General features: G+C 69.5%; 15 protein-coding genes. 6 read left to right on the top strand and 9 right to left on the bottom strand.

What is annotated here, in order from left to right:
- Window positions 1–190: 190 nt before the first annotated feature.
- Window positions 191–1129 carry a zinc-binding dehydrogenase gene (locus ITP53_RS31455; RefSeq protein ID WP_328816361.1) on the top strand — a complete coding sequence of 313 codons (939 nt, stop codon included), beginning with the start codon at window positions 191–193 and terminating at the stop codon, window positions 1127–1129.
- A gap of 190 nt (window positions 1130–1319) precedes the next feature.
- Here the strand turns inward: ITP53_RS31455 and ITP53_RS31460 are convergent, their stop codons facing one another.
- Together ITP53_RS31460 and ITP53_RS31465 are read right to left on the bottom strand one after the other, a co-directional pair.
- Complete coding sequence (locus tag ITP53_RS31460) at window positions 1320–1601, bottom strand: helix-turn-helix domain-containing protein (protein WP_195899093.1); 282 nt, start codon at window positions 1599–1601, stop codon at window positions 1320–1322.
- A 633-nt stretch (window positions 1602–2234) separates the two neighbouring features.
- The gene (locus ITP53_RS31465; RefSeq protein WP_195899106.1) at window positions 2235–3086 is read right to left on the bottom strand and encodes an alpha/beta fold hydrolase; all 852 of its coding nucleotides are present in this window, start codon (window positions 3084–3086) and stop codon (window positions 2235–2237) included.
- A 95-nt stretch (window positions 3087–3181) separates the two neighbouring features.
- Between ITP53_RS31465 and ITP53_RS31470 the strand changes: the two genes are divergently transcribed.
- Window positions 3182–3745, top strand: a complete 564-nt coding sequence (locus ITP53_RS31470) for a dihydrofolate reductase family protein (protein ID WP_195899094.1) — start codon at window positions 3182–3184, stop codon at window positions 3743–3745.
- Between the two features lie 68 nt (window positions 3746–3813).
- Here the strand turns inward: ITP53_RS31470 and ITP53_RS31475 are convergent, their stop codons facing one another.
- Window positions 3814–4689 carry a tetratricopeptide repeat protein gene (locus ITP53_RS31475; protein ID WP_195899095.1) on the bottom strand — a complete coding sequence of 292 codons (876 nt, stop codon included), beginning with the start codon at window positions 4687–4689 and terminating at the stop codon, window positions 3814–3816.
- Window positions 4690–4778: 89 nt separating this feature from the next.
- Here ITP53_RS31475 and ITP53_RS31480 point away from each other — a divergent pair, with 89 nt between their 5' ends.
- The gene (locus ITP53_RS31480) at window positions 4779–5363 is read left to right on the top strand and encodes a GNAT family N-acetyltransferase (RefSeq protein WP_195899096.1); all 585 of its coding nucleotides are present in this window, start codon (window positions 4779–4781) and stop codon (window positions 5361–5363) included.
- 65 nt (window positions 5364–5428) lie between these two features.
- Entirely contained in the window at window positions 5429–6502 is a 1074-nt protein-coding gene (locus ITP53_RS31485) for a class I SAM-dependent methyltransferase (RefSeq protein ID WP_195899097.1), read from the top strand.
- A gap of 44 nt (window positions 6503–6546) precedes the next feature.
- On the opposite strand, the gene ITP53_RS31490 is transcribed toward ITP53_RS31485, so the two are convergent.
- Together ITP53_RS31490 and ITP53_RS31495 are read right to left on the bottom strand one after the other, a co-directional pair.
- Complete coding sequence (locus ITP53_RS31490; protein WP_195899098.1) at window positions 6547–6873, bottom strand: hypothetical protein; 327 nt, start codon at window positions 6871–6873, stop codon at window positions 6547–6549.
- Window positions 6874–6875: 2 nt separating this feature from the next.
- Window positions 6876–7043, bottom strand: a complete 168-nt coding sequence (locus ITP53_RS31495) for a hypothetical protein (protein WP_195899099.1) — start codon at window positions 7041–7043, stop codon at window positions 6876–6878.
- A gap of 72 nt (window positions 7044–7115) precedes the next feature.
- Between ITP53_RS31495 and pgeF the strand changes: the two genes are divergently transcribed.
- Window positions 7116–7823: a peptidoglycan editing factor PgeF gene (gene pgeF, locus ITP53_RS31500; RefSeq protein ID WP_195899100.1), complete on the top strand. Its 708-nt coding sequence runs from the start codon at window positions 7116–7118 to the stop codon at window positions 7821–7823.
- On the opposite strand, the gene ITP53_RS31505 is transcribed toward pgeF, so the two are convergent.
- Genes ITP53_RS31505 through ITP53_RS31515 form a run of 3 tightly spaced genes read right to left on the bottom strand, consistent with a single transcriptional unit; the run spans window position 7820 to window position 10055 of the window.
- A complete protein-coding gene (locus ITP53_RS31505) occupies window positions 7820–8164 on the bottom strand; it encodes a hypothetical protein (protein ID WP_195899101.1) in 345 nt (114 codons plus the stop codon). The genes pgeF and ITP53_RS31505 overlap by 4 nt on opposite strands.
- A 26-nt stretch (window positions 8165–8190) precedes the next feature.
- A complete protein-coding gene (locus ITP53_RS31510; RefSeq protein ID WP_195899102.1) occupies window positions 8191–9336 on the bottom strand; it encodes an ATP-dependent DNA ligase in 1146 nt (381 codons plus the stop codon).
- Entirely contained in the window at window positions 9333–10055 is a 723-nt protein-coding gene (locus ITP53_RS31515) for a pyrimidine reductase family protein (protein WP_195899103.1), read from the bottom strand. Before ITP53_RS31515 ends, ITP53_RS31510 begins: the two co-directional genes overlap by 4 nt.
- A 138-nt stretch (window positions 10056–10193) precedes the next feature.
- On the opposite strand from ITP53_RS31515, the gene ITP53_RS31520 reads away from it, so the two are divergent.
- The gene (locus ITP53_RS31520) at window positions 10194–10589 is read left to right on the top strand and encodes a hypothetical protein (RefSeq protein ID WP_195899104.1); all 396 of its coding nucleotides are present in this window, start codon (window positions 10194–10196) and stop codon (window positions 10587–10589) included.
- Window positions 10590–10635: 46 nt separating this feature from the next.
- On the opposite strand, the gene glgX is transcribed toward ITP53_RS31520, so the two are convergent.
- Window positions 10636–12765, bottom strand: coding sequence for a glycogen debranching protein GlgX (glgX, locus tag ITP53_RS31525; RefSeq protein WP_195899105.1), 2130 nt, complete (start codon window positions 12763–12765; stop codon window positions 10636–10638).
- Window positions 12766–12864 lie beyond the last annotated feature (99 nt).

A 12864-nucleotide genomic window follows, 5' to 3' on the forward strand; every position in this document is an offset into this window, starting at 1 on the left:
GGCACGCCTGGGCCGCCGACGCCCTGGCGGATCTACCTGGATTCCCAGATCGGGACTCCTGCTCGAATTGACCTGAACCCTGGTTGAGGTTTTAGGTTCGGTGGCGGATCAGGTGTGGTTGAAACGGACTTAGAGGTGATGGGGCATGCGGGTAGTCCAGGTGACACGTTTCGGTGGTCCGGAGGTGTTGGTGACGACCGAGCAGCCGGATCCGGTGGCCGGGCGGGGGCAGGTCGTGGTGGACGTCACCGCGGCTGAGGTTCTGTTCCTCGACAAGCAGCTCCGCAGCGGGTTGTTCCGTGAGTACTTCACTGTGCAGCCTCCGTATGTTCCTGGTACGGGGGTGGCCGGCACGGTGAGCTCGGTCGGCGAGGACGTGGATCCCGGCTGGCTCGGACGACGGGTCGTCGCCGGTACCGCCAAGGAGGGTGAGTACCCCGGCGGGGGGTGTGCGGAGCGGGCCGCAGTACCAGTCGGTGAGGTGTTCGAGGTGCCGGCGGGACTTGATCTACCGGAGGCTTTGGCGGGTCTGCACGACGGCCTGATGGCCTTGAGCCTGACGGAGAAGGCCGCCCTTCAACCAGGAGAGCGGGTGCTGGTGAGCGCGGCGGGTGGCAGCCTCGGCGTCTGGTTGGTGCAGCTGGCGCACGCGGCCGGCGCCCAGGTCATCGCCGCGGCCCGCGGCGAACGGAAGTTGCGGCATGCTCGCCGGCTGGGCGCGGATGTGGCGGTCGACTACTCCGAAGCCGGCTGGGCTGAGCGCGTGCGTGAGGCGACCGGAGGCTCAGGCGTGGATGTGGTGTTCGACAGTGCGGGCGGGCAGCTCGGTCGGGCCGCCTTCGACGTGACCGCCGACGGCGGGCGGTTCTTTTCTTACGGTGCGGCGACCGGCGGCGTCGCCGACGTCGATGCGCGCGAGGCGGAGCGCCGCCAGGTCACTGTATTCGGCATCGAGGATGAAATCGCCCCGGAGGATTGGACGCGGCTGGCCGAACAGGCGCTATCCGAGCTGGCGGCAGGGCGAATCAGGCCGGTCATCGGGCAAACCTTGCCGCTGGAGCGTGCCACCGACGCGCACGCCGCGATCGCCGCCCGCGACGTCATCGGAAAGACGCTGCTTCTGACTTGATGTGACACCGCCTCACCCCATGCACCAAGCTCGACCAGCTCGTGCGCAGTCACCTCGGGCGCTCTGAGCGCATACCTTGGCTGGTCCATCTCGATCAGCAACGACACGATGTGCTGCCGTTCGCACCGCGGCGAGGGCCTGTTCCAGCTCGTCCAGCGCGGTGTGCATCTCGTCTTCCACCTGCGTTTGGTCATTCCGGTTCGGGGAGAACGACAGGTGGGCCGAGCGGGGGGTCGTTGGCCAGGTCGAAGGCGGCCGCGAGGATGGTGAGGACCTGAATCATGGCCTGAGGCGCCAACTCGTACTCGCCGGGCCGCCGTTGTGTGATCAGCCTGGCGCTCTGCAGCGCGCGCAGGTGGTGATAGAGCTGGCCGCTAGTGGTCTGCTCGCGGTCTTCGCCGAGGGACTCTTGGAGGTCGGCGCTGGTGCACCGGCCCTGGCGTGCGAGCGCGTAGGAGACTGATGCGGGCATGGCAACGCCATCGGTGAAGTGCCGGTTCCCGCAAGGGTGCGTTCGTAGCGCCCTGCCGCCACATTTCCTGGTCCACGAGCAGGACCGCGAGGTAATAGCTGTTACCTGCCGACCAGACGCCGGCGTTCCCGCCCATGCGCCCTGCGCGGCGGCCCCCTCCAATCCCGCAACCCGGTCTCATATCCCGCGAAGCGGAGCCGCTGGCACGGGAGCAGTCGTACGGCGAGGCGGTCGAGGGCGCTGGGCGCCCCCGGTCGAGGTGTTCGCACGCGTGGTGATCGGTGCGTTCTTCTCACAGGTAAGCGGTGCGCCAGGCGCAATACGGCATGCTCGGCTCTTCGATCACGTCCCAGTTGCCGCGACCAGCGGCGCGGGATCACCCGCTGCGCCGAGGAAGGCGAACAAGACGTCCCTGATCCAGTCGGCCAGCTCCGCGAGCCGCCGCTTTTTCCTGGTGCGTCATGCGGGGCCGGCACCACGGGAGGGGAGAATCACTCCCCTCCTGTCGTGACCTGCCCCGGCCGCGGCCTTGCCGGCCCGAAGTACTCACGGTCCGCCGCGGTCAGGTAGAAGCCGGGCGCCACACCACGAGCGTGAGTGAGAACCCGTTCTGAATGGAGTGGAGCGCCGAGATTACGAGGGCTGGCGGGCGGTCGCGCGGAGCCAGTGCAGGGCGGCCGGGGCGGAGTGGAGGGCGGAGATGTGGCCGTCGCCCTTGGACAGGCGTAGCTCGGCCGTGGGGCAGGTGCGGGCGAGCCACTCGCCGTGTGCGCAGGGCACGACGCGGTCCTCGTCGCCGTGTACGAGCAGGACGGGCGCGGTCACCTGGGCGGGGTCGCAGCCCCACGGGGAGACGTAGGCGAGGTCGTCGGCGATCGAACCGCCGGAGCTGCCCTCCAGCGCGGGGCCGACGACGCTGCCGAACCAGGACCACTCGCCCTCCAGCGCGGCGTGGTCCGCCGGGGTGAACATCTCCGGGTCGTACTCGGCCGACGCTTCGTGCCGCTCCTTCGCCGCGCGGCCTTGGACGGCGGCGCGCAGGGACGCCTGGCCGGAGGCGTACATGCCGGCGAACCAGTCGAGCCCCGCCGCGCCGTACGGGGCCAGGCCGGACACGCTGACCACCGCCAGTACGCGATCCGCCAGCAGAGCACCGCAGGCCAGCGCATGCGAGCCGCCCCCGGAGTGACCCATGACCGCGAACCGCTCGATGCCCAGCGCGTCCGCGACCCGCGAGACGTGGCCTGCCGCCGACGCCAGGTCGCGACCCGGGCACGGGGTCGAGCCGCCGTAACCGGGCCGGTCGTACGACACCCAGCGGATCCCGAGCGGGTCGGAGGCGGGGAAGAGGGGCGCCGGGGGCGTGCCGATGTTCGGCGTGCCGTGGTGCCAGAAGACGACCAGGCGACCGGCGGTGTCACCGGGGGCCGTGTCGAAGACGTGCAGCGTCTGACCGTCGCCGAGGTCCAGATCCGACTCCTTCATCACGGGCACAGCCTAATCACCTTAAGTACGCCGGAAGAGGACCGTAAGGTCATCCCTGCATTGTTGAGGAACGACACACCGAAAGGAAGCACGACATGCGCACGTTCAAGCTCCAGGTCCAGACCAGCGCCGACGGCTACATGGCCGGCCCGAACGGCGAGATGGACTGGGTGAAACTGCCCTGGACCGACGACATCAACGCCTACGTGGGCGCCCTCTGGGAGCCGGTCGACTGCATGGTGCTGGGCCGCAGGCTCGCCGAGGGATTCATCCCGCACTGGGCGTCGCAGCCGGACGACGAGAGCAAGGAGACCGTCGACCAGATGAACAACACCCCCAAGGTCGTGATCTCCAACACCATCGCCGAGTCGACCTGGGAGAACGCCGTCGTCGCCGGCGGCGACCTCACGCAGACCGTCAACAAGCTCAAGTCCCAGCCCGGCGGCGACATGATCGTCTGCGGCGGCGGCACCCTCGTACGGGATCTGATCGCCAAGGGCCTGCTCGACGAGCTCCACCTGTTCGTCAACCCGGTCGCGATCGGCGCGGGCATGCCGGTGTTCGCCGACCTCGGCATCCAGCAGCGGCTCCGGCTGGTCGCCACGCGGTCGTTCGACTGCGGGATCGTCGCGTTGCACTACGAGCCGGAGCGTTCCTGAAGCGGCGCACCACGAGCCGGAGCGTCCCCGAGGCAGCGCAGTACGAGCCGGAGCGGTCCTGACCGGCCCTAGTCGCCGAATTCCAGGTGGAGGGCTTGTGTGAAGTCCTTCACCGCGTCCTCGTGGCGTTCCAGCTCCTGGAGGATCTCCCCGCGCACCCGATACGCCCAGATGTACTCCGGGTCCAGCTCGATGGCGCGGTCCAGGTCCCTCAGCGCCGCCTCGTTGTCGCCCAGTTCGCTCAGCACCGCGCCACGGCTGCCGTAGGCGCGGTCGTTCTCCGGATCCGCCTCGAGCGCCTGGTTGAGGTCCGTCAGAGCCTCCTCGTAGCGGTCGATCATGCGCAGGGCCTCACCCCTGCGGCTCAGCGCCCGTACGTGCGCAGGGTCGGCCTCCAGGGCCTTCGTGTAGTCGTCGATGGCCTCCGCGTACAGGTGCATCCGCTGGTACAGATCCCCGCGCGCCATCCAGGAGTAGGCGAGGCCCTCGTTCAAGGCGATGATCTTGGCGTGCTCCTCCAGGGCCTCGTCCAGCCGGTCCAGGTCCGCCAGGACGTCCGCCTTCGCCTCCAGGATCCACAGCGAGTCGGGGGAGAGGGTGAGCGCGTGCTCGAAGTCCTCCATGGCCTCCTCCAGGCGGTCCATCGCGGCGTAGGTCTGGCCGCGTGAGCCGAGGGCGTACGCGCTGTCCGGCTCCAGCTTCAGCGCCTCGTCGAAGTCCCCGAGCGCGGCGTCGTACCGTTCGAGTACGCGGTGGCTCTCGCCACGCAGCCGCCAGGCGCGGGCGTTGTCCGGCACCAGCGCGATCGACTCCGTCAGATCCGCGATCGCGGCGTCGTGGCGCGACAGGGCGATGTACGACTCCGCGCGGCTGCGCAGCACCGACCCGCGGGACTGCGCGGCCGCCTCGGACAGTCCAGGGTTGTCCTTGATCCCCTCGCTCATGACGGGTAAATCTATCCAACTAAATCCGCCTTTTCACGCCCCGACCGGGTGTCATGAGCCGTCGGTGCCGTACGCCATGATGGCCCATCGTGAGAACTGACCTGATCTGGCCTGACACCGCCGACGAAGCCCTGTTGTCCGCCCTCCACCGAGTCCTGCACGCCGTCGTCGCGGCCGGCGGCGCCGTGGGCTACCTCGATCCGCCCGGGCGTGAGGAGAGCGACCCGTGGGTGGAGGAGACGCTGAAGGCGGTGCGCGACGGCGACGCCCGCCTGGCCGTCGCCCGCGTGGACGGCACCGTGCAGGGGATGGGCCTGTGGCGACGCGGCGCGGCGCCGATCTTCACCCATTCGGCCGAGCTCGGGAAGATCATGGCCCATCCGGAGGCCAGGGGCCTCGGGCTGGGCAGGCTCGTGGTGTCCGCGCTCGTCGACAGCGCCCGGTCGGCCGGCATCGAGACGATGACGCTCGGCGTGCGGGGCAACAACCACGGCGCGATCGGACTGTACGAATCACTCGGGTTCCGCGAGTGGGGCCGCCTGCCCAACCGCATCGAGGTGGGCCGGCGGCGCTTCGATGACGTGCGGATGCTCCTCGAACTGGGAAGGCCGACCGATGTCATCTTGCACGGATCCGAACCGGGTGGTCCCGGCTGGTCACCAAAGATCACGTAAAGCGGCTGATCGACCACGCTTAGACCCCTACGAGGCGGGCAAAACGCTTCGCAAGGTGGTGGGGTATGGCACACAAATTGCTGAGTCGTCTCGCATACGGCTCCCGTTACAACAGCGTTCCGTGGGGCCAGCGCGTCTATGTGCGCCCGGGGGAGCGGCTGATCCGTGAGGCGCAGTGGAAGTGGCTGACCAGGCGGGCGCCGGTCATGCCGCGCGAGGACTACGAACGCGTCAGGAAGCTCGGCGAGATCGAGGAGTTCCTGAACTGCATGATGTGCGGGGAGTCCCGCCAGCAGCCGCTGTTCCAGCCGTCCGGCGGCAACGGGTGGCGCTACTTCGTCGTCCGCTGCCCCTCCTGCGGCTTCCTCTACCGCAATCCGAACGTACGTCCTGAGCGCCTCGGCGACCTGTACGCCACCGGCTACAGCAAGTTCCTGACCGGCAACTACGCCGCCAACCGGCAGCGCCGCTACGACCTGACCATGCGGGCGTTCTCGCCGGTGTTCGACGAGGGCAAGGAACGGCGGCTGCTCGACTTCGGCTCCGGCGTCGGCTTGTTCCTCGAACTCGCCGAGGAGCGGGGCTTCGACGCGTACGGGGTCGACCTGTCGCCGGAGTCGGTCGTCGAGGCCAACGGGCGGCTGAGCCGGGCGCGCACCTACCTCGGCGCGCCCGAGGACGTGCCCGAGATCGCCGCCGGCGGCTTCGACGTGATCACTTTGTGGTCCGTGCTGGCGCACCTGCCCAGGCCGCTGGAGGACTTCGAGAAGTTCCGCGGCCTGCTGGCGCCCGGTGGGGTGCTGCTCATCCTGACCGTCAACGCCCAGTCGTTGCTGCTCAAGGCGTACGGGTCGACGTGGAGCGGGTTCACCAAGAACCATCTGATGTTCTACTCCTCGCAGACCGTGCGCACGCTGCTAGCCCGTACGGGATTCGCGGGCGTCGCCTTCGCCCCCCACTACGGCGACACCGTGGAGGCGGGCACCACCAACCTGCGCCCGGACCTGGTGGCCAGGCTGCGCCGCAACGTCGAGATCAGCGACGGCGGCAACATGATGCGCGTGCTGGCCTTCGCCGACGAGGAGGCGATCGGCCGGTGGGGCGGCGGCCCGCAGACGATCCACCGCCTGAACACCTGAACGCCTGGCCGCTGCATCCCCGGGACGCCTGAGCGGCCGGGCCGCTAGACCTCAGGCACGCCCAGGTCGGCCGCGGGCCCGGCGGAAGGCTTGGCCAGCTCGGGGTCGAGCTGCTCGATCAGCCGCTGCACCAGCGCGGCGCGGCGTACGCGCTCGCGCCCCAGCTCCTTCGGCACCACGCCGAGGTGCTTGCCGGACGGGTAGATGTTGGGCGCGTTGCGCAGCCCCATCTTCAGGTAGACGGGCGCGGCGGCGCGGACGATCTCCACTGCCTCGTAGAACCTGACGAACCCGCCCTGATCATCGGGCACCTCCAGATAGAGGTCGATCGGCAGGCGGGTGGCGGCCCTGATCTCGGCGAGGTGCGGCACGGTCAGGTCGGTGCCGACGTTGAGCGTCGAGGCGCCCAGGCGTCGACACTCGGGATCTCATACCGGTACGGCGTCCCGTCCACGAAGCGCGACCCGGCGGCGGGCGCGGCCTGGACCACCGGGTGCCCGAGACGGGCCATGAGCACGTGCAGGTCGGCAAGACTGGTCATCAGAGGTCTCCTCATCGTCAGTCACTCCCAACCGTGCATATCACCCGGCCGGGGGAGTTCTAGGATCGACCCATGGAACTGGCCCCTGGAGTGCACGTCGCCATCACCGATCGGCACGGAGGCGTCAGCGCCCCGCCGTACGGCTCCCGCAACCTGGGTGGCAAGGTCGGCGACGATCCCGCGGCCGTACGCGCCAACCGCGAGGGAGTGGCGGCCGAGCTGGGCGTCCGGGCGGTCGTCTTCATGCGCCAGGTCCACAGCGCCGACGTGGCCTACGTGAGCGAGCCGTTCGGCGCGGACCCGCCGCCGCTGGACGGGGTGTTCACCACTGAGCCGGGGCTGGCCCTGGCCTCGCTGGGGGCCGACTGCCCGGCGGTGCTGGTGGCCGACCCGGTGGCCCGGATGGCCGGCGCCGCCCACTCGGGCCGGCCCGGCACCGCGGCCGGCATCGCCACCGCCCTGGTGGAGGCCATGGCGGGCAAGGGCGCCGAGCCGGCGCGGATGGTGGCGCTGATCGGTCCAGGCGCCTGCGGCCGCTGCTACGAGGTGCCCGCCGACCTGCGCGATCAGGTGGCCGCGCGCGTGCCTGAGACGTGGTCCACGACGTCCTGGCAGACCCCCGCGCTCGACCTGCGGGCCGGGATCGAGGCCCAGCTCCTGGCGGCGGGCCTGGCGGACGTGCGCCACGACGCGCGCTGCACGATCGAGTCCGCCGAGCTCTACTCCCACCGCCGCGAGCAGCCCGGCGGCCGGTTCGCGGGCCTGATCTGGCTGGCCTAGCCCCGGTTTCGAGGGCCGTTGAACACCGCGTTGACCATGACGATCCCGATCCAGACGGGGATCAGGTAGCTCGCCCTCTCCTCGCCGAACAGGGTGAGGGCGAGGGTGACGAGCGTGCCGAGCGAGATCGAGACGATCGCCAGGGCGAGCCGGTGCCCGTCGTTCACGCCCTGGCGGGCCGCCTGTTTGCCCGCGCCCATCTGGGCCAGGCGCTCGTCCACCCGCCGGTCGACCTCCTGGCCCATCTTGTCCAAGAACGACTCCACCACGGCGTCCTCGAACTCGGGACCAAGGTCGCGCCGGGCGGACACGGCGGCCTTGAGCTCATCTCCTGTATTCATATGTCGAGATATAACGGGCTTTTTGGTTATCGAGCAAGGATGTCATCGAGGTTGTAACTAACCGGACGCTCGAGCTGCTCGTACGTGCACGATTCAGGCGTCCGATCCGGCCGCCACCGGCGCCACTGCGCGGTGTGCCTGAACCGGTCGCCCTCCATCTGGTCGTAGGCCACCTCGATCACCAGCTCCGGCCTGAGCGGGATGAACGACAGGTCCTTCTTGGCGTTCCACCGCGACACCGCGCCCGGCACCCGCTGCCCGCCCGTCGCGGGCCCGGCGGCAGGCCGGCCGATGCCGGCCGCCGCCTGCTCGGCCCAGTGGCCCCATGGGTGCTCGCTCAACTCGGCGATGTACGGCCTGATCTCCTCGACCAGCTCGGCCCTGCGCGCCATCGGGAACGAGGCCGCCACCCCCACATGGTGCAGTCTGCCGTCGTCGCCGTAGAGCCCGAGCAGCAGCGAGCCGACGACCGGCCCGGACTTGTGCTCGCGGTAGCCGCAGACCACCACGTCGGCCGTGCGCTCGTGCTTGACCTTGAACATGGTGCGCTTGTCCGGGATGTAGGGCTGGTCACCGGGCTTGACGATGATGCCGTCGAGCCCCGCGCCCTCGAACGTCTCGAACCACTCGGCCGCCTGCTCGTCGCTGGTCGTGACGGGGGTCAGCCGGACGGACGCGCCCTTCTCCGGGAAGATCCCTTCGAGCCGCGCCCGGCGCTCCGCGAACGGCGCCTCCATCAGCGACTCGTCCCCGATCGCCAGCAGGTCGAACGCGACGAACTGCGCCGGCGTCCGCTCCGACAGCATCTTCACCCGCGACGCGGCGGGATGGATGCGCTGCTGGAGCGCGTCGAAGTCGAGCTGCGACCCGCTGGGCAGCACGATCTCGCCGTCCACCACGCACTTGTCCGGCAACTCGGCCCGGACCGCCTCGACCAGCTCGGGAAAGTAGCGGGTGAACGGCCGCTCGTTGCGGCTGCCGAGATAGACCTCGTCGCCGTCACGGAACACGATGCACCGGAAGCCGTCCCACTTCGGCTCGTAGAACAGCGTGCCGTTCTGCTTGGGCATCGCCTTGACCGGCTTGGCCAGCATGGGCGGCACCGGCGGACGCACGGGCAGTCCTGGCACCGGCTCCTCGATCGCCTCCGGCGCTGTGGTGGGCTCGGTCATGCGCTCTGCTCCCTCGTGTACTTGCAGAAGAGGACCCCCTCCTCCTCCAGGACCTGGCTGAGAATCAGGGTGACCTGCGCGGGCAGGCCGTTGAGTATGCGGGCCGCGCCGCCGCCGACCAGCATCGGGCTGACCGACAGGCACAGCTCGTCGACCACGGCGCAGGCCGAGAGCTGGGCGTTGACCCGGGGGCCGCCCTCGCACAGGATCCTGGTCAGCCCGCGCTCGTGCAGCTCCGCCACGGCGAGCCGCATGTCGACGGCCTCGTCGCCGGCCACGATGAGGTCGCAGTGCCTGGCCGCCGCCTTGCGCCGCTCGTGGGGCGCGTCCTCGCAGGTGATCACGATCGTCTGGCTGGTGGCGTCGGTGAAGAGCTCGTCGTCGAGGTCGAAGGCGAGACTGCGGCTGATGACCGCGATGGGCGGCACCTCGGGGCGGCCCACGCGCAGGTCCGCCCACCAGTCGCGGGGGTGGACCGGGCCGTAGCCCTCCTTGCGCACGGTCGCGGCGCCCGCGACGACCACGTCGGCCAGCCCGCGCAGGGTGTGGAAGATCCGCCTGTCGCCGCTGCTCGACAGCCCGCCGGAGCGGCCCTTCAGCCAGGCCGCGCCGTCGGCGCTGGCGACCATGTTGAGCCGCAGCCACGGCCGGCCGTCGGGATAGGCGTACGCCTGCGCGATGTCCGGAGTGTCCTGTATGTCGGGATAGATGCGCCGCACTCCTCTACCTTGGCACACCGAGCCGACATTCTGTGTCCGGGGGTTTTCGGGGCGAATAGCGCTTTCGTGTATCTCAGGACGTACAGGTGCTTCCTCGCTTAACGTGACAAGCGGGATGGGAACTGACAGGGAGGCCCAGTGGGTCTGGTCACCGCTCTGACCTCGGCGATCGCCGCGCTCGCCGGGGTGTACCTGCTCCACCAGTGGCTGGCGGGCGGAGGTCTGCGGCGGGCCAAGGTCACCCGCTTCCCGGTGGCGTTGATCTTCTCCCACCCGGTGCTGGCCGTGACGGCGCTGGCGTGCTGGGCCGGGGGACTGCTCACCGGTAGCCGGGTGCTGGCATGGGTGGCGTTCGGCGGGCTGGCGGTGACGGCGCTGCTGGGGTTCGCGATGTTCACGCGGTGGCTCGGGGCGGGACGGCACGAGAAGGGCGGCAGGGGGCTGCCGGTGCTGGCGGTGGCGCTGCACGGGCTGGCCGGGGTGACGACGTTCACGCTGGTGTTCCTGGCCGCGAGCACGGCGCGCGTCTTCTGAAGCCTTCAGGCGGACCCTTCAGCTGGACCTGGCCTTTTCTGGGCCTTCAGCTGGATTTGGCCTTGCGGGGCTGCCGGAGGATTTGCAGCGAGCGCGCCGTGACGGCCACGATGTCGCCGGCCCGCCACTGCTCGTCCGCGAACGCGTCCTCCACCGTGTCGTGGTTGGTGTCGAGCACGGGCAGCCACCCGCCGCCGAACTCCTCGCCGGGCAGCGAGAACGACATGTTCTCGTGGTGGGCGTTGATCAGCAGCAGGAACGAGTCGTCCACGATCCGCTCGCCCCTGGGCCCCGGCTCGGTGATCGCCTCGCCGTTGAGGTAGACCATGAGCGACTTGGCGTAGCCGGTGTGCCAGTCGCCCGCCGTCATCTCGGCGCCGCCCGGCGTGAGCCAGACCAGGTCGCGATCGCCGTTGTCGGGGTCGCGGCCGTGGAAGAAGCGGCGGCGCTGGAAGACGGGGTGCTCGCGGCGCAGCTTCGACAGCGCGCGGACGAACTCCAGCAGCTCCGGCTCCGTGTGCAGCAACGACCAGTCGACCCAGGCCAGCTCGTTGTCCTGGCAGTAGGCGTTGTTGTTGCCCCGCTGCGTGCGGCCGAGCTCGTCGCCGTGGGAGAGCATCGGCACGCCCTGCGACAGGAAGAGCGTCGCCAGGAAGTTGCGGCGCTGGCGGCGGCGCAGCGTGACGATCCCGGGGTCCTCGACGGGGCCCTCCGCACCGCAGTTCCAGGAGCGGTTGTCGTTGGTGCCGTCGCGGTTGTCCTCGCCGTTGTCCTCGTTGTGCTTGTGGTCGTACGACACCAGGTCGGTGAGCGTGAACCCGTCGTGGCAGGTGACGAAGTTGATCGAGGCGACCGGGCGGCGGCCGGAGGACTCGTAGAGGTCGGCGGAGCCGGTCAGCCGGGAGGCGAACTCGGGCAGGGCGGAGTGCGTACCTCTCCAGAAATCTCGCACTATGTCCCGATATTTGCCGTTCCATTCCGTCCACAGCGGCGGGAAGTTTCCGACCTGATACCCGCCCGGACCCACGTCCCACGGCTCGGCGATGAGCTTGACCTGCGAGATCACCGGATCCTGCTGGATCAGGTCGAAGAACGCGCTCAGCCGGTCGACGTCGTGCAGCTCTCTGGCCAGCGCCGAGGCCAGGTCGAACCGGAACCCGTCGACGTGCATCTCCAGCACCCAGTAACGCAGCGAATCCATGATCAACTGCAGGGCGTGCGGCGAGCGCACGTTGAGTGAGTTGCCGCACCCGGTGTAGTCGAGGTAGTAGCGCCGGTCACCGTCGTGCAGCCGGTAGTAGGCGGCGTTGTCGATCCCCCTGAACCCCAGCGTGGGCCCCATGTGGTCGCCCTCGGCCGTGTGGTTGTAGACGACGTCGAGGATGACCTCGATGCCCGCCTCGTGCAGCGCCCGCACCATCGCCTTGAACTCCAGCACCTGCTGCCCCCGCGTCCCCGCGCTGGAGTAGCGGCCGTGGGGGGCCAGGTAGGCCATGGTGTTGTAACCCCAGTAGTTGGTCAGCCCGCGCGCGACCAGGAAGTGCTCGGGCATGTAGTGGTGCACCGGCATCAACTCGACCGCGGTCACCCCGATCGACAGCAGGTGGTCGATGATCGCCGGATGCCCCACGCCCGCGTACGTGCCCCGCAGGTCGGGCGGCACGTCGGGGTGCCGCATGGTGAGCCCGCGCACGTGCGCCTCGTAGATCACGGTCTCGTGGTACGGGGTCCGCGGCGGCCGGTCGTTGCCCCACTCGAAGAACGGGTTGACCACGACGTTCTTCGGGATGTAGGGCGCGCTGTCCTCGGTGTTGCGCCTGGAGGGATCGGTGAAGTAGTAGGGGAACAGCGCCTGGTTCCAGGTCAGCTCGCCGTCGATGGCCTTGGCGTAGGGATCGAGCAGCAGCTTGCTGGGATTGCAGCGGTGGCCGTGCGCGGGGTCGTAAGGACCGTGCGCGCGGTAGCCGTAGCGCTGCCCCGGCTGGATCCCCGGCAGGTAGCCATGCCAGACGAACGCGTCGACCTCGGGCAGGTCGACGCGCTCCTCAGTGCCGTCATCGTCGAAAAGGCACAGCTCGATCCGCTCGGCGACCTCGGAGAACACCGCAAAACTAGTGCCAACGCCATCCCAGGTAGCGCCGAGTGGATAGGGCTCGCCCGGCCAGACCTCACGCATGTGGCCCAATTGTCGCATGCGAACGCGCGCTTGGTCTCTCAATGAACCGATCGCCCCTCGTGCGGAGGGCATGGGGCGTGGGCGGGCGGGTTCGGCTTC

The sequence above is a fragment of the Nonomuraea cypriaca genome (genome assembly GCF_015645445.1).
Taxonomy (GTDB): domain Bacteria; phylum Actinomycetota; class Actinomycetes; order Streptosporangiales; family Streptosporangiaceae; genus Nonomuraea; species Nonomuraea cypriaca.